Annotated in this window: 27 protein-coding genes and 1 pseudogene; 23 read left to right on the top strand and 5 right to left on the bottom strand. The window is 43.8% G+C overall.

Annotated features, from left to right (window positions below; translation table 11 throughout):
* Positions 1–5: 5 nt before the first annotated feature.
* A complete protein-coding gene (locus QW71_RS42145; protein ID WP_373604759.1) occupies positions 6–578 on the top strand; it encodes a TniQ family protein in 573 nt (190 codons plus the stop codon).
* 654 nt (positions 579–1,232) lie between these two features.
* On the opposite strand, the gene QW71_RS03250 is transcribed toward QW71_RS42145, so the two are convergent.
* Positions 1,233–2,117 carry an AraC family transcriptional regulator gene (locus QW71_RS03250; protein ID WP_039293160.1) on the bottom strand — a complete coding sequence of 295 codons (885 nt, stop codon included), beginning with the start codon at positions 2,115–2,117 and terminating at the stop codon, positions 1,233–1,235.
* Positions 2,118–2,271: 154 nt separating this feature from the next.
* Between QW71_RS03250 and QW71_RS03245 the strand changes: the two genes are divergently transcribed.
* The 7 genes from QW71_RS03245 to QW71_RS03215 all read left to right on the top strand — a co-directional run bounded on the left by QW71_RS03245 (position 2,272) and on the right by QW71_RS03215 (position 11,333).
* Positions 2,272–4,983, top strand: coding sequence for a glycoside hydrolase N-terminal domain-containing protein (locus QW71_RS03245; RefSeq protein WP_039293157.1), 2,712 nt, complete (start codon positions 2,272–2,274; stop codon positions 4,981–4,983).
* A gap of 186 nt (positions 4,984–5,169) precedes the next feature.
* Positions 5,170–6,060, top strand: a complete 891-nt coding sequence (locus QW71_RS03240; protein ID WP_306766020.1) for a sugar ABC transporter permease — start codon at positions 5,170–5,172, stop codon at positions 6,058–6,060.
* 38 nt (positions 6,061–6,098) lie between these two features.
* Positions 6,099–6,980, top strand: a complete 882-nt coding sequence (locus QW71_RS03235) for a carbohydrate ABC transporter permease (RefSeq protein WP_039293153.1) — start codon at positions 6,099–6,101, stop codon at positions 6,978–6,980.
* Positions 6,981–7,023: 43 nt separating this feature from the next.
* The gene (locus QW71_RS03230) at positions 7,024–8,601 is read left to right on the top strand and encodes an extracellular solute-binding protein (protein ID WP_039293150.1); all 1,578 of its coding nucleotides are present in this window, start codon (positions 7,024–7,026) and stop codon (positions 8,599–8,601) included.
* Between the two features lie 117 nt (positions 8,602–8,718).
* On the top strand, positions 8,719–9,807 hold the full coding sequence (locus QW71_RS03225) for a cache domain-containing protein (protein ID WP_039293147.1): 1,089 nt from the start codon (positions 8,719–8,721) through the stop codon (positions 9,805–9,807).
* Complete coding sequence (locus QW71_RS03220; protein WP_235441369.1) at positions 9,767–10,582, top strand: sensor histidine kinase; 816 nt, start codon at positions 9,767–9,769, stop codon at positions 10,580–10,582. Before QW71_RS03225 ends, QW71_RS03220 begins: the two co-directional genes overlap by 41 nt.
* Complete coding sequence (locus QW71_RS03215) at positions 10,557–11,333, top strand: response regulator (protein ID WP_039293144.1); 777 nt, start codon at positions 10,557–10,559, stop codon at positions 11,331–11,333. The genes QW71_RS03220 and QW71_RS03215 overlap by 26 nt, the downstream gene beginning before the upstream one ends.
* A 17-nt stretch (positions 11,334–11,350) precedes the next feature.
* Here the strand turns inward: QW71_RS03215 and QW71_RS38760 are convergent, their stop codons facing one another.
* Positions 11,351–11,491, bottom strand: coding sequence for a helix-turn-helix domain-containing protein (locus QW71_RS38760; RefSeq protein ID WP_306766023.1), 141 nt, complete (start codon positions 11,489–11,491; stop codon positions 11,351–11,353).
* 19 nt (positions 11,492–11,510) lie between these two features.
* Positions 11,511–11,765, bottom strand: coding sequence for a helix-turn-helix domain-containing protein (locus QW71_RS03210; RefSeq protein WP_052769862.1), 255 nt, complete (start codon positions 11,763–11,765; stop codon positions 11,511–11,513).
* Between the two features lie 192 nt (positions 11,766–11,957).
* On the opposite strand from QW71_RS03210, the gene QW71_RS03205 reads away from it, so the two are divergent.
* A complete protein-coding gene (locus tag QW71_RS03205) occupies positions 11,958–12,851 on the top strand; it encodes an SDR family oxidoreductase (protein ID WP_039293141.1) in 894 nt (297 codons plus the stop codon).
* 173 nt (positions 12,852–13,024) lie between these two features.
* On the opposite strand, the gene QW71_RS37710 is transcribed toward QW71_RS03205, so the two are convergent.
* The gene (locus tag QW71_RS37710; protein ID WP_052769859.1) at positions 13,025–13,705 is read right to left on the bottom strand and encodes a GntR family transcriptional regulator; all 681 of its coding nucleotides are present in this window, start codon (positions 13,703–13,705) and stop codon (positions 13,025–13,027) included.
* 201 nt (positions 13,706–13,906) lie between these two features.
* Between QW71_RS37710 and QW71_RS03195 the strand changes: the two genes are divergently transcribed.
* From QW71_RS03195 to QW71_RS03170, 6 genes are all read left to right on the top strand, one after another.
* Positions 13,907–14,353, top strand: a complete 447-nt coding sequence (locus tag QW71_RS03195) for an OsmC family protein (RefSeq protein ID WP_039293139.1) — start codon at positions 13,907–13,909, stop codon at positions 14,351–14,353.
* A 42-nt stretch (positions 14,354–14,395) separates the two neighbouring features.
* Positions 14,396–14,716: a thioredoxin gene (gene trxA / locus QW71_RS03190; protein ID WP_039293137.1), complete on the top strand. Its 321-nt coding sequence runs from the start codon at positions 14,396–14,398 to the stop codon at positions 14,714–14,716.
* A gap of 112 nt (positions 14,717–14,828) precedes the next feature.
* The gene (locus tag QW71_RS03185) at positions 14,829–15,512 is read left to right on the top strand and encodes a hypothetical protein (protein WP_039293135.1); all 684 of its coding nucleotides are present in this window, start codon (positions 14,829–14,831) and stop codon (positions 15,510–15,512) included.
* Positions 15,505–16,227, top strand: coding sequence for a cytochrome c biogenesis protein CcdA (locus tag QW71_RS03180; protein WP_083442392.1), 723 nt, complete (start codon positions 15,505–15,507; stop codon positions 16,225–16,227). Before QW71_RS03185 ends, QW71_RS03180 begins: the two co-directional genes overlap by 8 nt.
* Positions 16,227–16,802 carry a TlpA disulfide reductase family protein gene (locus QW71_RS03175; protein ID WP_235441368.1) on the top strand — a complete coding sequence of 192 codons (576 nt, stop codon included), beginning with the start codon at positions 16,227–16,229 and terminating at the stop codon, positions 16,800–16,802. Before QW71_RS03180 ends, QW71_RS03175 begins: the two co-directional genes overlap by 1 nt.
* A gap of 38 nt (positions 16,803–16,840) precedes the next feature.
* Entirely contained in the window at positions 16,841–17,176 is a 336-nt protein-coding gene (locus QW71_RS03170; RefSeq protein ID WP_039293133.1) for a thioredoxin family protein, read from the top strand.
* Positions 17,177–17,312: 136 nt separating this feature from the next.
* Here QW71_RS03170 and QW71_RS03165 read toward each other — a convergent pair whose 3' ends face one another.
* Complete coding sequence (locus QW71_RS03165) at positions 17,313–18,074, bottom strand: MBL fold metallo-hydrolase (protein ID WP_039293131.1); 762 nt, start codon at positions 18,072–18,074, stop codon at positions 17,313–17,315.
* Positions 18,075–18,237: 163 nt separating this feature from the next.
* On the opposite strand from QW71_RS03165, the gene QW71_RS03160 reads away from it, so the two are divergent.
* The 8 genes and pseudogenes from QW71_RS03160 to QW71_RS03130 all read left to right on the top strand — a co-directional run bounded on the left by QW71_RS03160 (position 18,238) and on the right by QW71_RS03130 (position 23,515).
* The gene (locus QW71_RS03160; RefSeq protein ID WP_039293128.1) at positions 18,238–18,648 is read left to right on the top strand and encodes an Lrp/AsnC family transcriptional regulator; all 411 of its coding nucleotides are present in this window, start codon (positions 18,238–18,240) and stop codon (positions 18,646–18,648) included.
* Between the two features lie 333 nt (positions 18,649–18,981).
* Positions 18,982–19,419, top strand: coding sequence for an AraC family transcriptional regulator (locus QW71_RS36850; RefSeq protein WP_052769858.1), 438 nt, complete (start codon positions 18,982–18,984; stop codon positions 19,417–19,419).
* Positions 19,400–19,537, top strand: coding sequence for a helix-turn-helix domain-containing protein (locus tag QW71_RS42140; RefSeq protein WP_083442390.1), 138 nt, complete (start codon positions 19,400–19,402; stop codon positions 19,535–19,537). The genes QW71_RS36850 and QW71_RS42140 overlap by 20 nt, the downstream gene beginning before the upstream one ends.
* Positions 19,538–19,553: 16 nt before the next feature.
* Positions 19,554–19,987 (top strand): annotated as a pseudogene (locus QW71_RS36845) (GDSL-type esterase/lipase family protein); the annotation flags it as partial.
* A gap of 285 nt (positions 19,988–20,272) precedes the next feature.
* Positions 20,273–21,283: a LacI family DNA-binding transcriptional regulator gene (locus QW71_RS03145; protein ID WP_039293125.1), complete on the top strand. Its 1,011-nt coding sequence runs from the start codon at positions 20,273–20,275 to the stop codon at positions 21,281–21,283.
* A gap of 114 nt (positions 21,284–21,397) precedes the next feature.
* A complete protein-coding gene (locus tag QW71_RS03140; protein WP_039293123.1) occupies positions 21,398–22,051 on the top strand; it encodes a ribulose-phosphate 3-epimerase in 654 nt (217 codons plus the stop codon).
* Between the two features lie 16 nt (positions 22,052–22,067).
* A complete protein-coding gene (rpiB, locus tag QW71_RS03135; RefSeq protein WP_039293120.1) occupies positions 22,068–22,517 on the top strand; it encodes a ribose 5-phosphate isomerase B in 450 nt (149 codons plus the stop codon).
* Between the two features lie 38 nt (positions 22,518–22,555).
* Positions 22,556–23,515, top strand: a complete 960-nt coding sequence (locus QW71_RS03130; protein WP_039293118.1) for a hypothetical protein — start codon at positions 22,556–22,558, stop codon at positions 23,513–23,515.
* The last annotated feature ends 117 nt before the right edge of the window (positions 23,516–23,632 follow it).

Genomic DNA, 23,632 nt, shown 5'->3' with positions numbered 1-23,632 from the left:
AATCTATAGTATTCCATAAGAAAACACTTATAAGGCATCCGAAGTATATTGAGGGTGAAAGCTTAGTCAGTTATACATATCGGCTTTCAAAAGAGAATAGATACTCAGGAATTACGAATCTAGCAAAAAACTTAAACTGTCCTTCATCACAAATAAACAAAAATGAATTTAATCATTCTATGATCAGGAGATTAAGCCAACTCTCAGATAATCCAATTGAGAATTTGAAATCTGGTTCTGCAAATACAATTAGATTAATGTTAGGTGATACACTATACAATCATATGATTCAACGGCATAGAATTAAATACTGCCCAATTTGTATTGAGAAAGGTGAACTTAGACATAGATGGTACTGGTCATTTTACCCTTATACTGTATGTCTTGAACATTCGGTGTTACTTATAGACAGGTGTTCCTTCTGCCAATCCTATATTGGGATAAAAGATAATAAAATTCACAAACGTCATTACCGAAGCCAGAGCTGCGAAGGCTGTCCACTAAGAGAACACTGTACGAAGGCAGCAGGAAACCTGGAAGTGATTGTAAGTCTGGAATGGCTGTGTTACCAGAAGTAGGCTCAGGAAATGCTGCGAAGTAATTCTTTCACTTGCTCATAATCTACTGAAGCAAGCTACAAATGACCAAAAATGCAGAGCAGCGGTCCTCCAATAACAGGAGAATCGCTGCTCTGTTGAATTTTACGGTTTTGAGAATGAACGTGGTCTGTCTCCGCTAGCAGGTAATCGGGTTTCTACAGATTCAAACTTGACGATGAATCCATGGGCTTAACTTTCTTTACCCAGTAATCGACGGAGGACTTGGATGAAGTTAAGTAGTCCCAACCTGCTTCGCGGTAGGGTCTACTGTCCTTGAGCATATGGTAAATCATTCGAAGTATAGGATGAGCTATTCCCCTGCATCCGTTTAGCCAATACGCTCTACTGGGTCAGAGCAACCCGTACAGGCAATGTGGTTACAACCTTTATTTCAGTAAACGGTTCTATGTGGACCCAGACAGGTACATCATCGATTTCGGCAGCAGGTACTGCCTATTTTGGGACTGCTGTAACTTCACATACGAACACAACGCTAACGCTGAGTATGGCTGTTTTTGATAAGTTAGTATCCAATAAAAAGTAAACGTGAAGCACATAGTGCCTTCGTTGCTCCATCTGGAATTCTCCAGTGTAAACAAAGGAGGCTTTATTCTAAATGGTTTTAGCTTCGTTTCAACGCTTCTTTTTGTATTTAGTGGCTGTCATCCCAAAAAATTTTTTGAATACATTACTGAATTGTTCCGGTGTTGCGAAACCCACTTGTGCTGCGATTAGGCCGATGGAGGTTTCCGTTGTGAGTAGAAGCCTAGAAGCTGCAGCCATTCGTGCTTGCAGCTTCTTATCTTTGAAGGACATACCATATTGCTTATGAACCATTCGTTCCGTCTGTCTTGTGCTTAGCCCCAATTCGTTAGCAAGCTGTTGCAGGCTAATGGAACTGTAATGGTATAAAAAGCTGTTCTCAATCATAAGCAGTCTGCTATCATCAAGAGTCTTCAGGGGAAGGGACGGTACGTTGGTGTGATTCTCTCTGTAATGTCTTAACAAACAAATCACAATCATCTCAAGAATGTTGGTCGCCATATGATGGACGCCGATTTGTTGAAGGGAAAGCTCTTCAGCAAGCATTTGGAACAATTCGAGCATTTTCCCATCCTCCTGCCCAATCCAGAAGGGGGTAGATACCAGCAATTCGGGGAGAGACGGCTCTCTTACGAAGGAACGTTTGACATTCGGAGATATGGAATGGCCGGGCAAAATCTCAAAGAAAATGCAGTATTCCGCCATCGGGTCTTCCAGATCCGGAATTTGCTCGTGAACGACATCTGGACCGGTTACAAATAACGTGCCGGGCGTGATTGCGTAACGGTTTCCTTCTGCATTCAGAATACCTTGGCCGGTTGGAATAAAATGCAGCTCGTAGCTTCCCTGGCTATGGCTGTGTTCAGGCATAGGACTGTGGAAATACCCGAACTTGACATACAATACGTTCAGTACTACCTCGCCAAGAGTCAGCTTGATATCAAGATTTCCGATGTTAATATTAGGTAATTTCATGCGATCTAACTCCCCCCCTTGTAAAATTGCGACATGCTTCCCTTTTCCTTGTCATCTCTCAGGATAACGAATCCCAGTCTCCATTGATATAATTATTACTAAAAATCGACGCAATGTTAACAACTGCAGCCCAAACAGATCAGGAGGAGACCTAATGACCAGTTTACCGGAAACAATACGTTTGTATAAGAAAGGAAATTATGCAAACACCTACACGGAAGTTCCCGCTGTGAATCCCGGAAACGCATGGCGGGAGGGTATGGTTAGCGGAAATGGGGAGAATGGATATATTACTTCAGGTTCGCCGTATACGGACAGTTTTATTTTTCAGAATATGTCCTTTAGCTATCCTTCCAAGGATCCAAGAGTGATTCCGGAAGAATTGACGGAGCAGCTGACAGATGCCAGACAAAATGTTTTTAAGCAGAACGATAAATGGAAGATTACGAATAAAACCGGTTCCACAAGGATCAGAACCTTTTATTATAGCTACCATCCTGGACACCAACTCCGATTCAGTATACCCTCCCAAGGAAGTATGAGTGGTTATGAGAGATGGACGAATTATGAAACTGCGGAGACCGGGGTACGCTACAGCGATGAGAATGGGGAGTGGGTCCGCACATCCTTTACGTCCCGTGAGGATAATGTAACTTTTACCAAGATCACAGCATCTTCTACAGGCACAAAAATGAATATAACCCTCTCCATTGATGACATCTCCACAATAAGCGGAGCGAACGAAGGCCACATCGAGCTGAAGGAGCTGCAATATAAGAAGCTGGTGGACTCCGGTGCGAATTATCTCGCCCAGGTTGCTCATTATCCCGTGTATCAGGGAAGTGAACTAGCTTACGGCGGATACGCTGGCCTGACTCAGGTTGTTGTTGTAAACGGTATCAAGAAAAGAATGCTGATGGCTGGCAGACATGAACGGATCAATGTTGGGCGAGAACCAAATCCGGTCATTCAGATTAAGGACGCGGATGCCGTATATTTAATTACGCGCTCAAGCAGAACTCATTCTATGGGAAGAATCGAAGAATTTGCTGAAATGACACAATACAATATCGTAGACCAACTCTATCAGGATATCAATGCGGTTGTGCAAAAATATTTGGCCTCAGACGGTCAATTCAATTATGATGCAGCTCTAGCTGCCCATACGAGGAAGCATTCAGCAGAGTTTAATGCAGTGAGCTTCAGTATTGATGGCGACGAGCACTGCAAAAATTCAGACAACCAGACCTTAATCACTACGCAAAAATCAACTCCGGAAAGAGTCAATCCTGCTTTTATGGAGCAGGTGTATAACCAGGGACGGTATGCCATGATCTGTTGCAGCGGTACCAGTGCACCACGCTTATATGGAATGTGGACCGGGGAGTGGAATCCTGGCTGGCGGGGGATTTATACGCTTGATGCTAATGTGAATCTGCAGGTTGCCTCCATGAATACAGGCCATTTAACTCAAGCACAGCTCGGATATATTACTTTTTTCCTGAGAAATACTCCCGACTTTGAATACAATGCGCGGATGGCGTACGGGATGCACGATGCACTGCAGGTTTCAGTTAACTCTGACGGCGATCGCGGGATGCATGTGGAATATGACAATGATTATCCGTTCGAATACTGGAACGCGGGGGCAAGCTGGTGCCTTCTGCCCATTTATGAATACTGGCAGTGTTACGGCAACCAAAAGATACCGCTTCATGAGAATATGCGGATTCATGAACTGCAGACTATTCTGAGTGTACAAGATGGAGGCATGAGCGATAAGGAGTTCACACAGCTGTTAGACAAAGGCTATCTGGATCTTGCGGAAGATATTCTGCTTCCCTTGCTTACCAAGCAGGCAAACTTTTGGCAGCAGATCTGCACACCGGAATATTACATGGACGTCAACGGCAAGGCATGCTACCAGTATGACAAAAAGACTTTGAATTCAGGAGAGAAATACCTGATTATTCCCACATATTCTCCAGAGAATCACCCCATCGGATATAACAGCACAATCACGGCGAATGCCACCATGGACATTTCAGCTGCACGGGATGGTCTATCTATGGTTATCTCCATGGAAAAGGCAGTCAAGCGCGATGGTTATGAAACAGCCATAGCTAAGTGGACTGCATTGCTTGAGTTGCTGCCATATTATAAATATGACTATGATGGTGCTTTGCGCGAATGGGCAATGAGTGATTACACGGAAAATAACAATCATCGGCATTTGAGCCATCTTTATGTGGCATGGCCAGCCTATGAAACACAAACCGATCCGGAGTTAAAGCGGGCTGCAAAGATTGCGATTGACAATAGAGACCGATTTAATACTGTCGACGATACCGCCGGGCATGGTTGGATGCATAAGGCGCTAGTTCAAGCCAGGCTGAAAAATGGTGACGGAGTACTCTCGGCACTTCTTCCCATGATGAGGGATGCGGGTTACTACAGCTCCTTAATGACAGATCATGATTCAAACAGAAGATGCAATTGTTATTGCACGGATACCTCCTTCGGTACTGTGGCAGCCATTAATGAAGCGCTGTTATACTCGAATACGGGTGAAATAGAGGTTCTTCCGGCTTTGCCTTCCGATTGGACAAAGGGGTCAATACATGGGCTTATGGCAAGAACCTGGGTCGAAGTCAAGGCATTATCCTGGAATCTTTCCGCCAAAACGGTACATGTAGTACTGAGTTCCAGCAAGAATGAAAATGCCATCCGAATAAGGGCGGGACTATCTTGGACTGAGGCCAAGATCAACGGAGGTAAAGCGGATGTACAACAGGACTTACGCGGGAAATATATTCAGTTAACACTTAGTGAAGGTACCGAGGTTACAGTGGCATTTCAATTGTAGGACCAGTCCAACTGCTACTACCTTGAAAATGGACATCTCTTTATTGGAAATGAACTGTGTTCATGACGGCATGAGGAACCTATAATTTAACCTAGAAAGCGAGTTAATCTATTAGCCGTCAAGGAGGTGGACATCATTCAAGAAGAGCTATTTCTAAAGCGTTTACACAAGCAGCTACCCTTTCATTTGTTCGTAGGACTTGGGATTCTGTTTCTGCTGGTCTTCAGTTACATTCCGATGTTCGGCATTATCATCGCCTTCAAGAATTACAAAATTTCTACTGGTATTGAAGGTATCTTCACCAGTTCCTGGGCAGGATTGTCGCATTTTAGAGAGTTGATTAACGATTACAACTTTCCCAGCCTGGTGCGCAATACGTTAATACTCAGTGTACTGAAAGTGATTTTTTCGTATCCGATTCCGATTCTGTTTGCGATTATGCTTAGCGAGGTCAGACATGTATTTTTTAAAAGGTTTGTACAGACTGTAAGCTACCTGCCACATTTCATTTCCTGGGTTGTAGTGACTGGTATTGCATACGCTTTCTTTTCATCCGGTTTTGGAATTTTTAATGAGTTGATGCTATCGCTGCATATGATCAAGGAACCTGTACAAATCCTGACCGATCCCGATTCTTTCTATGGCTTGGCGGTTATGACTGCGATCTGGAAGGAGGCAGGCTGGTGGACCATTATTTTTCTGGCAGCCTTGGCTGGCATTGATCCAGCATTGTATGAGGCAGCGGAGATTGACGGGGCTGGCAGACTTAAACGAATTCTGTACATTACCTTGCCGGGGCTTAAAAGTGCCAGCATAGTAGTGCTCATTCTGACCATCGGCAGTATTCTGGGAGGCGGATTGGTAGGGTCAAATTTCGAACAGTCGATGCTGCTGGGGAATCCGCTCAACAATGAGAAGTCGCAGATTATCCAGACCTATGCATTTTCGGTTGGTCTAGCCCAGGGACGGTTCTCTTTTGCCACAGCGATTGACCTTATGCAGTCGGTAATCTCCGTATTCCTGATCTTCACCAGCAACTTTATCGCCAAGCGGTTCTCGGGAACCGGATTGTTCTAGCCTAGGGTCATTACTCAAACAGAAAAGGCAGTGAAGCCATGCGCAGGAAAAGAACGATGGAGGATTGGATACTGGACATTCTGATTACGGCCATTTTATTAATCATTGTGTTTATTACGCTGTACCCCTTCTATTACATTCTTATCATTACATTTAATTCAGGATCTGATTCTAACTTAGGAGGAATGTATTTATGGCCGAGGGAGTTCACGCTGGGGAATTACATCTACTTTATTGAAGATCCCAAATGGGTAAATGCTTTCCTGGTTTCGATCCTACGGACGATAGTGGGAACGGTGCTCGCAGTGTTTTTCACCAGTATGGTTGCATATGGGCTTGCGAAGCGAGATTTGATGTTTAGAAAAACATATTTTTTTATCGTGGTAGTAGCAATGAATTTCTCGGGCGGACTGATTGCTTTCTACATTGTGCTCAAAAGCCTCGGGCTGATTAACACATTCGGGGTATACGTGATTCCCAGCATGCTGAATTTGTTCTTCCTGCTGATAGCCATCTCTTTCTTTCGTGAAATTCCAGATGAACTAGGAGAATCTGCTCGGATAGATGGAGCAAGTGAGCTGAGGATATTCTTCAGCATCGTTGTACCTGTCTCCATGCCGCTGATGGCGACGATGAGCCTGTTCATTGGCTCCGGACAGTGGAACTCCTGGCTCGACTCTGCCTATTTCGTTCAGAACGAGAACTTGAGAACGCTTACTTATCGGATGATGCAGGTGATCAATCAGTCCATGGTACCCACGGGGGATGCCGCAGCGGCTTCGATGTCCAGAGCTAAGGTTACGCCCTTCTCTATTCAGGCGACGGCAATGGTAGTGTCTATTATTCCGATTCTCGGAGTCTATCCGTTTCTGCAAAAGTACTTTGTTTCGGGGATGATGCTCGGTTCGGTAAAAGGTTAAACATCCGGTAATTTCCAAAATCACATGAATGGGGGAAAGAAAGATGGGGAAAAGCTCACGTATGCTATTTAAGCTGATACTGGCGGTACTTTTGGTAGTCGGCGTACTTTCAGCATGCAGCCAAAATGGGGAACAGAGTGGTGTTGCATCATCGACCGACAATGGACAGAACTCAACAAATTCCAGTGCTGACAAAGGGGGCGACAATCAGCCGGTAGAGCTGACTATGTTCGTTGATGCAACATGGTATCCTTTTCAGGACTGGTCCGGGGAAATTCCGGAAATGATCACTAAAGCTACTGGGGTGAAGCCGAAAATTACGGTTGCCACGGACGATAAGCAATTGGCGCTGATGGTAGCTTCAGGGGATCTCCCGGATATCATTGTTTCTTTCAACTTCAAGCTAATGTCGGATGGCAATCTAAGCTTGCCGTATAACGAAATATTTCCTAAATATGCTCCTGATGTGAAGTTCGATCCAGTAAAGGAACTAGTGAATACTGTAAGTGACGGGAATTATTACGCCATTCGTAATGACTTTTCTCCTGAATCAGAGTGGAAGGCTAATCCTTATGCCCATATGATGGTTCCCGGGTTAGCCATGCGCAAGGATATTCTGGATAAAATAGGTAATCCGTCCATTAAGTCACTGGAAGATCTTGATAATGTGTTCGCAACTGTCAAAGAGAAATATCCGGAGATGACGCCTTTAATTCTTAATCCTAACTGGCAAAGGCCATATTTCGATGCACAATTCGGTGCTTATGGAGGTTTTGTGGACGAGAAAGGGAAGATTGTTTACTATCTGAGACAAGACGCTGTACGCAAGTCGATGCTGTATATGAATAGCCTATATCGGAACGGATATATAACATCCGAGAACTTTGCCTATAAGAATGAGACGGAGACAGAGCAAATGATGGCGGCCGGAAAGGGCTTCGCCTATACCTGGACCTATTCCGGGGCAGAACGCCTCAACGCGGATAACAAAGATAACGGTCTCAGTTTTGTTCAATTGGCCGAACCGCTTGGACCAGAGGCTTCTATTCTAAGCTCCGGAACCGGAGGCTTGGGAATGTATGTTACCAAGAGCAATAAAAATGTGGAAGCGACCGTCAAATTTTTGAAATATCTATTCTCAGAGGAAGGCTGGAGAACGGCAGAGTGGGGCATAGAGGGCAAGGATTGGAGCTGGAACGCAGCCGGGTATCCGGAATTCAATTATGATATTAACGACCTAGAGCTACTGAAGAAAAAAGGGGTGTACTGGTGGGGGGTGCCTACTGAGACGGGTGTAGGAATGGCATTGACATCCTATAAAGAAGGCTCGGAAACGACACGGCAGGGAGAGAAGTACTCACCAATAATTAAGTTTAATCCGGCGATAGGTATGATTAATCCTGACACGGATTCACCTGAACAGATTATCCGCACGAACATTGACAATATGGTGAAAACGGAGGTCACTAAGATCTATCTGGCTGCTACAGAAGCTGAAGCCCAGGCTGCCTTCGACGAGCTGATCCAAAAAGCCGAAAAAATCGGAATGAGCAAGCTTGAAGAATGGGCAACTGCGCAGTACGGTCCTCTTAAGCAGAAGTATGATCAGTTAACGAAGTAATTAGCCAACATACAGTCACTATACCGCTCATACAAGGATGCATGCTCAAGGAGCCTGCATCCTGTATGAGCTCACCAACGTTAAAATACCATATTAGACAGCGGGGAGGTATGTGATATGCGTATACGTACAAAAATGTACTTGGGTTACATTCTCCTCATTGTGCTTCCATTTCTGTTCTTTGCTCTTTTTACCTATATTCAGCTATATGACAAAATGCTCACCCAATATCAACTTGTAAACCAGCAAAATTTGGAGCAAACTGCATCCAATCTGGATTCAAGCCTGGCTAAGCTGGAATCACTTACTTCGATTTATCAAAACAATGCAGCTTTAATTGATTTCTTGCAAGGAGAGTTTGTGGATGACCGTGATTTGATCTACTCGTATCTAAAAGAAATGAATCCGGCATTTTCGTTTGCTTATCTGGCAGATCCTTTAGTACAAAATCTTACCGTCTATCCCAAATCTCAGAAACGGCTACTGGGGGCTCCCGGTTTTCAGAACTATCGTGATATAGGGGGATTTCTAACTCCTGATGAAGCAGAAGAGTTGCGTCCGGCCCAGGGACTATGGAAGCATTCTTTCGATCCTGCCGCCCCGGCACTGAGTTATTTCCAGAAGCTGTACAGTAATTCCTATATTACTGATCTAGGTATTATTCAGATAAGTGTCGACCCTGCAATGTTAGATCAATTCGTGTCGGCCTTGACTCAAGTACATCCGAATAATGCAATAATAGTGCTTGATCGTCAAGGAAAGATGGTTAGCTATGTCACGAATACGAAGCTGTCAGATGAGCAAATACGCTCCATTATCCAGCCGTTCGGAAATGAATCCCTGGGAGGATTTCTTGCCGACCATGATCGGCTTTTGATTAATTCCGTTCATATTCCCAAGCTGGGGCTGACGATTATCGAGGTGAATAAACGGACAGCTTTATTCGAATTCCTGAGGGTAAAACAGTTATGGGTAGCTTGCGGTTTGGCGCTGCTCGCCTTGCTGTCCGCTCTGTACTTTTGGATCGTCTCTTCGCTAACCAAGCGAATCGTCCGGCTCTCACGTCATATGCGCAGAGTGGAGCCGGCTGCTCGCCTTGCTGTCCGCTCTGTACTTTTGGATCGTCTCTTCGCTAACCAAGCGAATCGTCCGGCTCTCACGTCATATGCGCAGAGTGGAGCCGGAGTTCCTGAACAACCCCGTTAAGGGGAAAGCCGGGAAAGACGAAATAGGCTTCCTGATCACGAACTATAATGAAATGATCAGCCGCATGGATGAATTAGTAAACCATGTTCAAAAGGTGGAGATGCTCAAGAAAGAAGCAGATTTCAAAATGCTGCAGGCACAAATTCAACCTCATTTTCTATATAATACTCTGGAAACGATGCGAATGCTTGCCAGGTCGAATAAGGATTATAAGGTAGCTGAGATGGCGCTTTCTCTCGGCAATTTGTTCCGCTACAGTCTGTCAAAGTCGGAACATACGACGCTTCGAGATGAGCTGGATCATGTAAGCACCTATATCGCAATACATCAAATCCGTATGAGTGACCTTGAGGTGGAGTTCCAGGTAGAGGAGATGCTATTATCGTTGCCTTGTCCCAGATTTATCCTGCAGCCGCTTGTGGAGAACAGTATGATTCATGGTTTGTCCAGGAACAGGGGCAGCAAGCGGATTACGTTGCGGATAGCAAGAAAACATGGATATGTGTGGATTGAGGTAGCCGACAACGGTTCCGGGATATCGGAGCAGCAGATAAAGTCTCTTCAGCGGCTGCTGGAGGGCAGTATCATCAAGCATGAATCGCAGCATAAGACGACAGGCATCGGGCTTAGTAATGTGGCTGAACGGGTCAAAGCGTATTACGGTAAAGAATCATCGCTTGGAATAATAAGTACTCCCGGCAAAGAGACGGTTTGTTGCCTTAAACTGCTGCTGAAGGAGGAATACTCCAATGCTCAAACTACTGATTGTGGATGATGAGCCAATCATTCTGGAAGGTCTGCGAGACATGATTGAGGAAGAAAAGACAGCGTTCAGGCAAATTATAACGGCTCGTGATAGCATCGAAGCGCTGGAACGAATAGAACTTGCCCGTCCGGATTTAATCATTACAGATATCCATATGCCAGAAATAGACGGTCTGGAGCTGATTCGGCGAGCGCAGCAAAAGGATATAAAGCGCTTCATTATCCTGACTGGGCACGATGTATTCGACTATGCACGCAAAGCTGTTAAATTGCAGGTGATAGAGTATTTACTTAAGCCAATTAACCAGATGGAGTTAGCTGAGGTTCTAAGAAGAACAGCATGTGAACTGATTCAAGAACGTGAAATGCTGGCAGTAGCTGGAAAGCCTCCAGAAGAAATGGGTACCTCGCAGAACGAACATATTAAACTGCTAAAAGCCTATATAGAGCAAAGTTACATGAAGGATATTTCTTTATCTGATGCGGCGGCATACCTGAATTTGCATCCAGTGTATCTTGGACAGATGTTTAAGCGGGAAACCGGAAATACTTTCGTGCAATATATAAACCAGGTAAGGATAGGTAAGGCTAAGGATATGATGGCTAGCATGAAGAATTTGTCGCTGGATACGATAGCCAGAATGGTAGGGTATGAGAACCAGCGGACTTTTTATAAAGTGTTTCGCAAGTTTAATAATGAAACTCCGGGACAGTTCAGAGACCGGAAAGTGCAATCAGACCGTAGGGAAGATGCGTACTGAGACTTTCTTGCCATGGCCTATGACTCTTTTGGATTATTTGCCATATAGTTCAAGCCCCATTCCTCTATCTGGTACAGTATAGAATGAAGGCTCTTCCCGGTCTCTGACAAAGAATACTCTACCTTGGGTGGAATTTCAGAATACACCTGCCGGTTAATCAGCCCATCGTTTTCGAGCTCACGCAGCTGGCGAGTGAGTGTGCGTTGCGGAATGAAGGCTCTTCCCGGTCTCTGACAAAGAATACTCTACCTTGGGTGGAATTTCAGAATACACCTGCCGGTTAATCAGCCCATCGTTTTCGAGCTCACGCAGCTGGCGAGTGAGTGTGCGTTGCGTAATATTGGGGAATTCTTTTCTTAATTCATTAAACCGTCGCACACCGAGAAGCGAAAGCTTGTGCAGAATGAGCAGCTTATACTTGCCCCCAATCATATTGACTGTAAATTCAACCGGACATTGTGAGCAATGCGAGTCTTGAATATCCACTCTGATTCTCTCCTTTTTTAGGTATCCTTAAGGATACTATATATCCTTCATGTGCGTACTTACATTATTGAATTTAAACCTATATTATTTAGCTATAGTCACTAAATTACTTTTAGTAAACGGAAGGATGATCGACAAATGACAACTAAGGATAAGATATTAGTATATGGAGCAGGCGGCGTACAAGGAGGGGCAGTCGCCAGCAAGCTGCTGAAAGAAGGACACGCCGTTCATACAATCGTAAGAAATTCGGACAAGGCCGCTCAGCTTCAAGAGCAGGGCATTACTGCCTTTGTTGGCGATCTAACAGATGCTGGCAGCCTAACTCTTGCTCATCACGGTGTCAACAAAGTATTCCTGGTGCTGCCGGTGGACTACGACTTGGAGCGTAACCGACAATTCATCCGCAATACCGTCGATGCTGCCAAAGAAGCTAATGTTAAGCTCCTCGTCTTTAATACCAGCGGTTTCTTTACAGATGAGATTACAGATGTTGCTGCTTATGATATTAAGAGGGAATTGATCGCTTATGTGAAGCAAAGTGGTATTCCGACTATCATCCTTCAACCTACATTTTATATGGAAAACTTCCTGATCCCCGGCGTTGTAGACAACCAAACACTGGCTTATCCTGTACCTGCTGATTCTGCAATCGCATGGATCAGCATGGATGATGCGGCTGCTTACAGCGTATATGCACTTAACCACCCAGAACTGGCAGGGCAGGTATTACCTATCGTAGGCCCTGAGGCGCTGACCGGAAATCAACTGGCTGAGCAATTTAGTACCGCATTGAATCGAAAGATACAGTTTTACTCACTCCCAGCAGAAGCATTCGAAGAAGCATTAGCTCCGATGCTGGGCAAGGAAGCAGCAGAAGGCCTGGCCAACTCGTATAAATGGGTTGGATTAAATACTCATTTACTTCCCAAGCCAGACCAAGTCAGCGATGAGCTGCGTTCTGACGCACCGGGCACTCCGCTCCAAGAGTGGGTGAAACAAGCTGTGCGGAATGGATTTTTCGCACAATAACAACATAGGATTCGAGGGCGATCCATTTGCAGAGAAAAGCAAGTTCAGTCTATACCGCGAGGGAGACAGACGATCGCCGAGATCAGCAAGTGAGCTATAGCGTAACAATAACCACTACGAGAGTAGTGGTTATTTGTGCATTGGCTGAATTTTGTCAATTAATACAGAGCTGGTCACGGCTGTCTTATCATGTTAAGCAGTAATGAGACGTCATTGGTAGAGCCGACGGAAATGACTGTTTTTTGGTCATCATCAACGAAGGTTCTCATTTTTTCAGCAAAGTCGTTTCTCGTAACGATCACATCCGCATTGTGAATAGCCTGAATCAGTTCTTCGTCTGGGAGAGAGGATATATCGATCGTTTGAATTTCAGCAGAAGTTAATCTCTTGATTTCATCCAGATAAAAGATGCAAGAGCTTGCCTTGCATTCAATGAAAAGATAACGCCGCTTCCTTTTTTGATGCTGGCCAAACAAATGTACATAAGCGAATCCGGACAGCAGCAGGTCGTCTATTGCAAAATTCATTTTGTGGGCTTCGTCAATCATTTGCTCCACAAAGGAAAAATGAAGATTATTAGCTTTAAAGCGCTGGATTTGTTCTTCGTCGGAAACTTGCGTTCCCCGCCCCTTTTGCATCAGCAGAAGTCCCTCTTCTTTCAATTGTGTATATACACTTTGAATAGTGTTTCGGTTAATCGACAACTGCTCGGCCAATTGATTGGTGGAAGGAAGCACATCTCCCGAATGGAGTAGGCCTTTCCCTATAAGCCATTTGATCTGTTCTTTGATCTGTATATGAATCGGCAAGGGAGAATTGGGATCGATATTAAAAAGCAAACCTGAGTTTTCCATCTTTATACGACCCGCTTTCTTGATTGTCTATGGATTTGGATATTTACAGCTTAATGAAGAAAATGATAAAAATCAAGCATTCAAGCTCTGGATTACTAGTTGATGGAGAAGGCTTGACAAATCACAGAGAAAGATTTACTTTAATAATAAATAACTAATTACCTATTTAACTAGTTAACTGAAAATAAGGAGAGGTGAGTTATGGATCAGACAAAAACGACACTCAAAATGGAATGGAACGGGAACAAAAGGGGGAGTGGGAAAGTCGAAGCAGGCTATCTAAAAACAGAAATTGCTGTTCCCCAATCCTTCGGCGGTACTGGTGAAGGAACTGAGCCGAAGGAACTGCTAGTCACTTCCGCTGCAACATGCTTTATGTTGACCCTTGTAAGCATGCTAGAGGCAAGAAATCTTGCTGTAGAAAGTCTGGAAATGCATTCGGAAGCAAGTGTCTCCAAAGAAGAAGGGTTCAAGATCACCCATTACCCAGTAATTGTGCTGCCTGCGGATGGGACTGAAGAGGAGATTCAATCTGTTGATCGAACCTTTGCAGCGGCCGACCGAAACTGCGAGGTTGGAAATATGCTTAAAAAAGCCGGAGTTCAAATCTCCATCACCGGTGATGTCTCATTATCAATAAATGCTTAATAGCTTTCATTAATTACTTATCCATTTTGAGGAGGAAGTCATATGAGTGCAACGGCTTTAACGAAAGATACGTTTCAAAATCATATTAAATCAGGAGTTACACTGGTTGATTTTTGGGCACCTTGGTGTGGGCCATGCCGAATTCAACTCCCCATTGTTGAAGAATTGGCAAATGAGCTAAAGGGTCAAGCTAATATCGCTATAGTTAATGTTGATGATGAGCAGGAATTAGCTATACAATTTGGCGTTCGAAGCATTCCGACCTTGTTGCTGTTTAATGAAGGTAAGCTGGTAGAACAAATGGTCGGTATAAATACGAAATCTGTACTGAAGGATAAAATTCTAAATGCGGCAGGAAAATAATTTTTAAACAAACGAACCGAGCATTTTTTTGATAAAGGAGCCACTCAGTGGTTCCTTTTTAATAATCAATGTTTGTTATCCTGATATCGCTTGTAAACAAAGGGGTGGCTAATTGGATAATATTCAAGTTGGCTCTTTAGTCTTAAATGGACAACTGATATTCTATCTTTGGTTTGGGACAGCGGGCTGGTTGATGCTGCATTACCAAAATCGGAATCAAAGGGTACAAGATGAAGTGCTGTCCTCCCTTACTAACGCGTTCTGGTTATGGATGGTTATCTGGAAAGCAAGTTATTTGCTGTTTTATCCCGTAGAGGTTATTCGGCGTCCGATCTCTCTCCTGTATTATGATGGCGGGGAACGCGGGGCATGGCTGGCAGCTTTGGCAGCAGTGGTCTATATCTGGAGGGCAGCCTCAAAGCGGAATATCATATTTATGGCTTTGGCCGACGGCTTGATTATATATATGCTGGCGGGTTACTTAGCTTCAAGGATATTATTGCTACTTACCGGAGTGGAACACATATGGTTTCATTTGACAAGCTTAGTACTAGCTCTTGTACTTCTTATCCTTCTACAGGCTACAAGAGCAGCTAATTTGTCTGCCGCCAGAAGGTTCGTTTACGTTGTCTGGTTCTGTATCGGACATATTGTACTTTGGTTTTTTATTTCCGAACGGCAAACGTGGTTTTTATCATTCAACAAGCAACAGGTATTCTTCCTTATAACCGCTGCGGGTCTTGCCGGAATGGGCGGGCTGACCGATAACAAGCAAAAGAGAGGGTTAGATGAATAATATTAATGTTTTCTCAGCCTTTGCCGCAGGTGTACTATCCTTTTTATCTCCTTGTGTTTTTCCGTTACTCCCCGGTTTCATTTCTCATTTGACCGGTTCATCCGTTCAAGATGGCAAACTGGTTGTAAATAGGGGGAAGATGATTTTTCTATCCCTTTTTTTCATTGCGGGTTTCAGCCTTGTTTTTATTTCGCTGGGAGCTTCGGCAAGTTTTATAGGCCATTTCTTTGCCAGGGAACGTGATGTAATTCAAAAAATAAGCGGCTTATTGATTATTATCTTTGGCATGCAAATGGCGGGTATTCTAAATCTCCGGTTACTGATGTCCGGTAAGACAAGAGAATTCAAGACGAAAAGAAGACATGGTGCAGTGCGTTCACTGCTTACTGGTGTGGCCTTTGGTGCGGGCTTTAGCCCTTGTGTGGGCTTGGCATTGTCAGCTATCTTACTTCTGGCTGGGTCCAGCGACACGCTGTGGAATGGCGTTGGGCTTCTTACCGTCTATTCCCTTGGAATGGGAGTACCGTTCCTGCTGATTTCATGGTTACTGACTTATTCTCTGCAATTAATGAAAAAAATCAACAAATGGGTTCCTTTTCTGTCCAAATTGAACGGCTGGTTAGTGATAGGTCTGGGATTTTTGTTGTTTAACGGACAACTGCAGAGAATTAGTGCCTGGCTGGCCCAATACACACTTTTGGATATCAACTTTTAGTGGATGGTGATGATCAGTTGAGAAAAAACCTGATTGCAATCCTTGTTTTGATAGGACTTGTCGTTTATGGCGGTTACGATTATTTCAAAAAATCACCCTCTGAAACAATACAAATAACGAAGTCAGAAAACAAGCAGTTGAGGACGGGGATCCTGAAGGGACAGCTGGCGCCGGACTTTGCGCTTACGGACTTAAAGGGGACTACAGTTCAGTTGTCTGATTTTAAGGGCAAGATCGTATTGATTAATTTTTGGGCTACCTGGTGTCCGCCATGTCAGGTGGAAATGCCTCATATGCAGAATATTTTTCAGGATTTCAAGGCAAAAGATGTTGTCATTCTGGGGGTCAACATGACGCTTACAGAAGAGAATCTGGAAGTCGTTCAGACCTTCGTTAATGAACAACAACTCACCTTTCCAATTGTTACGGATGAGAAGAATGAGGTTGTGCAAACTTATCAAGTTGTTGCTTACCCCACGACATATTTACTGGACACCGAAGGAGTCATCCTGGAAAAATTTCAAGGGGCGATCAGCTATGAAATAATGGAAAAATATATATCCAGAATCCATTAAGAAAAAAACTATTTGGTTATCTGAAATGAGGTTTCATAATGAAAGAAGTATATGAATTAACTACGCTACGGGAAATTGAGAATTTTCTTAAGGATTACGAACTGAGCTTTTTATATATTTCTAAGCCCGATTGCAGCATCTGCCACGCACTGTTGCCCAAACTAAAAGAACTCCTGTCCCATTATCCACTTATCCGTCTCGGGCATATTGATGCCAGCAAAGTCGAAGAGGTAGCAGGGAAGTTCCTCATTCTGAGTGCTCCGATGATGCTCTTGCTCATCGAACAAAAAGAGTATTTGAGAGAAGATCGATTTGTTCGTTTATCACTATTGAAGGAAAAGCTGGACCATATTTATCAGATTTATAATGAATAATTCACTAATGATGACGATTCAGCCAAGGCCGATTCGTTTTTTGAATACGGTGGGGGCTATGGCAAAAGAATAACAGCAGCCGGAACCTCCGGCTGCTGTTATTTGAATTTATAGGTGAACAGTAATCAATTATATATTAAAATGTATAAGATTCGCCGTCATCCGGCACTAATACATTAGATGTAATTCCCTTTTCTTTAATGAAGCTTTTTAACTCCGCTCTTGATAAGGTCCAGTGATTTACTGCTTCCATGTGAACTGAAACAATCATCGCGTTAGGGGCAGCCTTATGCACTTCATAAATATCGTCTTTTCCCATAATCAGAGAGCCGCCTTCTACGAGCTGTGCATCCCCTCCATTAACCACAATAATTTCTGGTTGGTGTGTTTCTATTTCTTCCTGAACATCTTCGTACCATACGGTGTCTCCAGCGACATATAACGTTTTTTCATCTGAATGTTTAATGACAACACCACAAACTTCCCCCGCCTGGGATAAGATCTCACCTCTTCCATGTTCGCCTTTCGTTTTCACTAATTGGATCCCTTCGAAGGAGCTGCTCTCCGATAAAATTTCAATGTCCTGGAAGCCGGCTTTTTTGATTTCTGTGGCATCCTCTTTATTTTGCACAAACATTTTTAAGTTTTTTGGCAGCACTTCTTTGGCCGCTTCATCGAAGTGATCATAGTGTAAATGAGTAACAATGACCGCATCTACATCCTTAATTAAATCGTCAAGCGATATCGGCAAGTGAACTAAAGGGTTATATTGTTCATTTTTAGTCAAAGCAGGAAATGGCGGAAGAGTGCCCTTCTCTGCTAAGAATGGATCAACCAAAAGTTTCTTGCCTGCATATTCAATAACCAAAGTTGCATTTCTTATCAATCTAACTTTCATAATAATAGCTCCTTTACCTTTGTTATATATTTATTGTACCTATGAGTCCATTTAATTTACATATATAAAATCAGGTCTTTAGATGATTTGACTTTCATTCTGAAAGGAAATAACATTAAATACGTTTGCTTCGATTTTCACGCTTTTCACTGGAGGGATTACCTTGGATCAAACCGATTGGCTTATTCTGTCCGAATTATCTAAAAATAGCCGTATCACAATGAGGGAGTTAGGGGAGAAAGTGCATATGACCGGGCAAGCAGCCGCAAGCCGTGTTGCGAAACTGGAGGATAATGGAGTGCTTGAAGGGTATACGATAAAAGTTAATCATTCCAAATTAGGGTGTTTTATTCACGCTTTTATTACACTCTATACAAATACGCATAATCACCAACCGCTGTTGGCCTTTATTAAAATGAAAGAGCCCTTTGTGTTGACTAATTATAAAATTGGCGGGGATGGATGTTATCTTCTGGAGTGCAGATTTCCATCCAATAAACATGTAGATGAATTCTTGGAAGGGGTGAGTGAATATGCGAGCTACAAAGTGTCGATGGTTATTAAAAAGTCATGAGGACTTATGTAGTTGACCAAAAGTTGCCAGAGCATTCATGAAGCGCACCCCTATAGACATTGGAAAAACCCATGGTTATTCCGATAGTGCTAGGGGGTGTGTTTTTGTATGAATAGTAGAGAAAATAAGGGCAGCGCGGACAACAGCCGCATCGACAACTGGCCGGAGGTATTGGCCGTTTTTTGCGATCAAAACATCCATGTCCACGGCAGGCTTTGACGTGCCGACGATGGATCGCAGGCGGGTCGAGATGCTGCAAACGGTCTATTGGGATATGAATCAGCTCCATTCGTATGTGGAGACGCCGGAACATACGAAAATGGTGCCAAGGCCGTGGAGCATTTTGTCATTATAACGGGGTATGATGATTTCGAATACGCCCGACAGGCACTTCGCCTGCAGATTGATGATTATCTGCTCAAGCCTGTGGACCAGAAGGAGCAGTCCGTTCTGCTGCAACGGATTGCAACACAGATCATTGAAGAGAAGGCGAAGAATGTGGCAGAACCCGCAATCTTCCCCGAAGGCGAAAGTGACTCCACCTCCAGCATTAGCCAGTTTGAACAATTTATCAGCAGCAACTATGTTCGGGATCTGTCGCTGGAAGAGGTAGCAGAACACCTCAAATTGCATCCCAACTATCTATGCACGTTACTCAAACGCAAGACTGGTTTAACCTTCGTACATTATTTACGGATGGTGCGCATTGAGAACGCCAAGCTTCTATTGAGTCAAAGTAACGCATATCTCGATGGAACAAATCGCACATAGTGTGGGTTATGAGAATCCGCGTCATTTCTACAAAGTATTCAAGCAGTATGTAGGGGTAACCCCTGGCAGCTACAGGGAGCAAACGGCCGGACAGTCAGCCAAATTTATTAGATCATAGTTAAGGGTTGGTATTTATGTCTATTTCCAATAACAAAGTGTTTTTGTTTCAAGGTGACTCTATCACTGATGGCAATCGCGCACACAATGATGATCCCAATCATATTCTAGGACACAGCTATGCCTATATCCTCGTAGGCAAGCTGGTGAATGAGCTGGCTGAACAGCAGCCGAAGTTCTACAACCGCGGTGTCAGCGGAGACCGGATTTCTGATCTATATGCCCGTTGGAACGAGGATGCCATCTATTTCAGCCGGATGTGCTAAGGATTCTGATCGGAGTCAATGATATCTGGCGAATGATGAAAGGCGAACCCAGCGGCTTAACCGACCGTTTCGAACGGGCCTACCGTCATGTGCTTGAGGAAACCCGTGAGGTACTGCCGCAAGCACAGCTGATCCTGTGCGTGCCGTTTATCCTGAATACAGGAGCTCCGGCGGAAGCAGTTTGGTTCTAACTCATAAATTTGTTTTGACAATCAATTGCTGCAAGTGTTAATATAAATGCATGGAAAGGGTAATCGTTTACCCAATCCTCAACAAAACTCTTTGCCTGACAACTTCCGCTGTTAGAAGTAATAAGAATTGGACTAAGAGGTGATACTTCTGAAAATAACAGTATGAAAATTCTTCTTCCGGTAAGCCTTTACTGTGCTAATTCAGTTGACCAAGAAACTATTATTGTGTTAAGCTTAGCACGTAAGAGTAAACGATTACCCATGGTTAGGAAGATGATAATGAAAAGTACCCAAATCTCTATAAAAGAAATCGCTCGATTAAGCGGAGTTTCGGTAGCTACTGTATCTCGTGTTATTAATAATAACGGCCGCTTCTCGGAAGAGACCAGAGAAAAGGTCATCAAAGTTATCGAAGAAAACCAATATGAGATCAACAGCATTGCGAAGAGCTTGCGTATGAATAAGTCACAGACCATCGGCGTGCTTGTACCGGATATAAGTAATGAGTTTTTTGCAGCTGTAGTCCTGGAAATCGAACGTTTCTTTTTCGAAGAGGGTTACTCAACTATTATATGTAATACCGCAAAAAACGCCGATAAAGAAAAAGAATACTTGAAAACGCTGGACGGAAAAATGGTTGATGGACTTGTATGCATCTCAGGTCAGGAGGAAGTACTAACTAATATCTTGAAGCGTAAAGTGCCTATCGTCTGTATTGACCGCCGCCCCAAGGTCCATAGCAATGTTGCGTTTGTAGAGTCAAATCATTATGAGGGCGGAAGGATGGCAACAGAAGAGCTTATTCGTAAAGGCTGCCGGGATATTCTGGTATTAACGAAGAAAAATAATCTGTCCTCCGTTAATGAACGACTTAGCGGTTATATGGATGCGCTTAAAGAAGCCGGACTACCCGTCCATGAGTACCAGATTGTCTATATTGATACGAAGAAGGATAATCTTGAAGCAGCCAAGCTGGCGATACAGAACCAATTGGATCAAAGAATATCTTTTGACGGAATATTTGCAACTAATGACTGGATGGGCTTGGGGGCGCTGCTTGTTCTCCAGGAGAATGGATATAAGATACCCGAACAGGTCAAGATTGTTGGTTTTGATAATATTCTGATTTCCAAATACTGCAATCCGCCAATGACAACCATTGATCAGGATAGAGTAGTCCTGGCTAATAAAGCTTGCCGGTTTTTGCTAGACATGATCGAAGGAAATGCCTTAGCGAGCGAGCTTCATCAGGTTGTTCCGGTTACTCTAATACAGAGGCATACTACTTAGGAGTTTGCCCAAAATTGAGGTGTACTATAAAGCTGCTTGTATGGGGAAATTGCAAACAGTTTTATAAATTTGAACTTTGAGTAATCGATTACTCAAGAAGGAAAGGTGACCACAATGAGTATATTACTGTGCCCGTCCATGATGTGTGCAAACTTTGAATCTTTAGGGAATGAAGTGGCTTCATTGGACGAAGCGAATATAGATGTATACCATATCGATATTATGGATGGAAGATTTGTACCCAACTTTGGAATGGGGCTCCAAGATCTGGAATTTATCCGCAGTCATACAAGTAAGCTTGTCGATGTCCATTTGATGATTGACAATCCGTCATCCTATATTGATTTATTTTGTGAAAAAGGTGCCGACATCATTTATTTTCACCCCGAAGCGGACACACATCCTACCCGCACGATTGACCGTATCCACGCCCATAATGTAAATGCGGGAATTGCGCTTAATCCGGGGACTTCCATAGCTCATGTAGAACCCCTTCTGGGGCTGGTAGAATATGTGCTGGTGATGACTGTAAATCCCGGATTTGCAGGCCAGAAGTATCTTGCTTATGTGAATGATAAGATCAAAACGTTGAACGAATTTAAGCAGCGTCATCAGCTGGAGTTCATGATTGTTGTCGATGGAGCTATCTCCGAAGATAAAATTGCCGAGTTAATTCCTTTCGGTGTAGAGGGCTATGTGCTGGGCACCTCAACTTTGTTTGGTAAGGAAGAGTCATACAGTTCAATTATTAAGAGATTAAAGTATTAGACTAGGGGGAAACTAAATGAGAATTGCTATTGCCAGTGATCATGTTGGGTTAGAGCTCAAGCCGCTCATATCTGCATACGTGGAGGAATTGGGCCATGAGGTTAGCGATTATGGACCACAGAGCACAGAAAGAACAGATTATCCGAAATACGGCAAGGTGGTTGCCGAGGCTGTAGTCCAAGGAGAAGCTGATGCCGGAATCCTGATTTGCGGTACAGGAGTGGGCATATCCATTTCTGCAAACAAAGTCAAAGGAATTCGTGCGGTAGTATGCAGCGAGCCTTATACTGCACAGTTATCCAAACAGCATAACAATACTAATGTTCTTGCATTCGGCTCTCGGGTCATCGGAAGCGAGCTGGCCAAGATGATCGTCAAATCTTGGCTGGAGGCTGAATTTGAGGGTGGACGGCATGGGGATCGGGTAGCGATGATTGCTGATATTGAAGCACATTATCTTTGCTGAAATTCATATAACTACAACTGAAACGGGAGGAATTATTTATGGTTATGCGTCTGATTGCAAGCACCAAAAGTGAAATTTTGAAAATGAATGCTGCCCAACTAAAAGAATCCATTTTGGCTTCAGAAGGCAGAGTAATTATGGGGCAACACCACGTGATGCTTAATTCCGGTTTGGTAGACGGTACGACAAATACGGAGATACAAGCCGCTTACGGTGCAGATATGGTGATGCTGAACGGTTTTGATGTGGTGAACGAGAAGGCAAATATCGGACTGACAGAAATGAAGCATGGCAAAATGGCTGATAAACCGTACACACTTCAACAAGTAAAGGAGTGGTCTGGTGTTCCGCTTGGTATCTACTTTGAATGCCCGAGCGCGGATGCAGCTGTTGCCGGGGAACGATATGTGGAAGCCAAAGCGGGAAGAGTAGCCTCCAAGGAGAACTTCCTTCGTGCGCTTGAGATCGGAGCTGACTTCATCGTCCTGGGCGGGAACCCATCAGCAGGTACCACATTCGAAAGAATTATCGCAGCAACACAACTGGCGAAAAAAACGCTGGGAAGTGACATGATGATATGCGCAGGCAAATGGGAAGACGGTACCATTGAAAAGGTGCTGGGTGATCCGTTAAGCGAAAGACCCTCCAATGATATTATCAAAGATTTAATCGATGCGGGAGCTGATGTAATTACACTTCCGGCACCAGGGTCGAGACATGGGATTACGATTGAGCATGTAAGACAATGTGTGCAGTTTGTTCATTCCTATAAGCCTGGAACGCTAGCGCTTTCCTTCCTGAACAGCTCGGTTGAAGGAGCGGATACTCACACAATAGCTATGATCGCGCTAATGATGAAGCAGACAGGTGCAGATATCCATGCCATCGGTGATGGTGGATATGCTGGAACCCCGCTGCCAGAGAATGTATATCAATTGGCACTGTCCATTAAGGGAAGAAGACATACGATCAAACGAATGACAGGAAGAAGCCGATAAACACAAGCGGTAAAGGAGCAGACATTATATTCTTACGGGAAGAAGTCTCTCCTTTGTTAATGATGAAAACGCTTCCTAGTATTGTGTTTTCCTTGAGATTATTATTAAGGGGTGTTT

The sequence above is a fragment of the Paenibacillus sp. IHB B 3415 genome, from assembly GCF_000802655.2.
In the GTDB taxonomy this organism is placed as follows: domain Bacteria; phylum Bacillota; class Bacilli; order Paenibacillales; family Paenibacillaceae; genus Paenibacillus_AQ; species Paenibacillus_AQ phytohabitans.
This window is presented reverse-complemented; position numbering and strand designations above follow the sequence as displayed.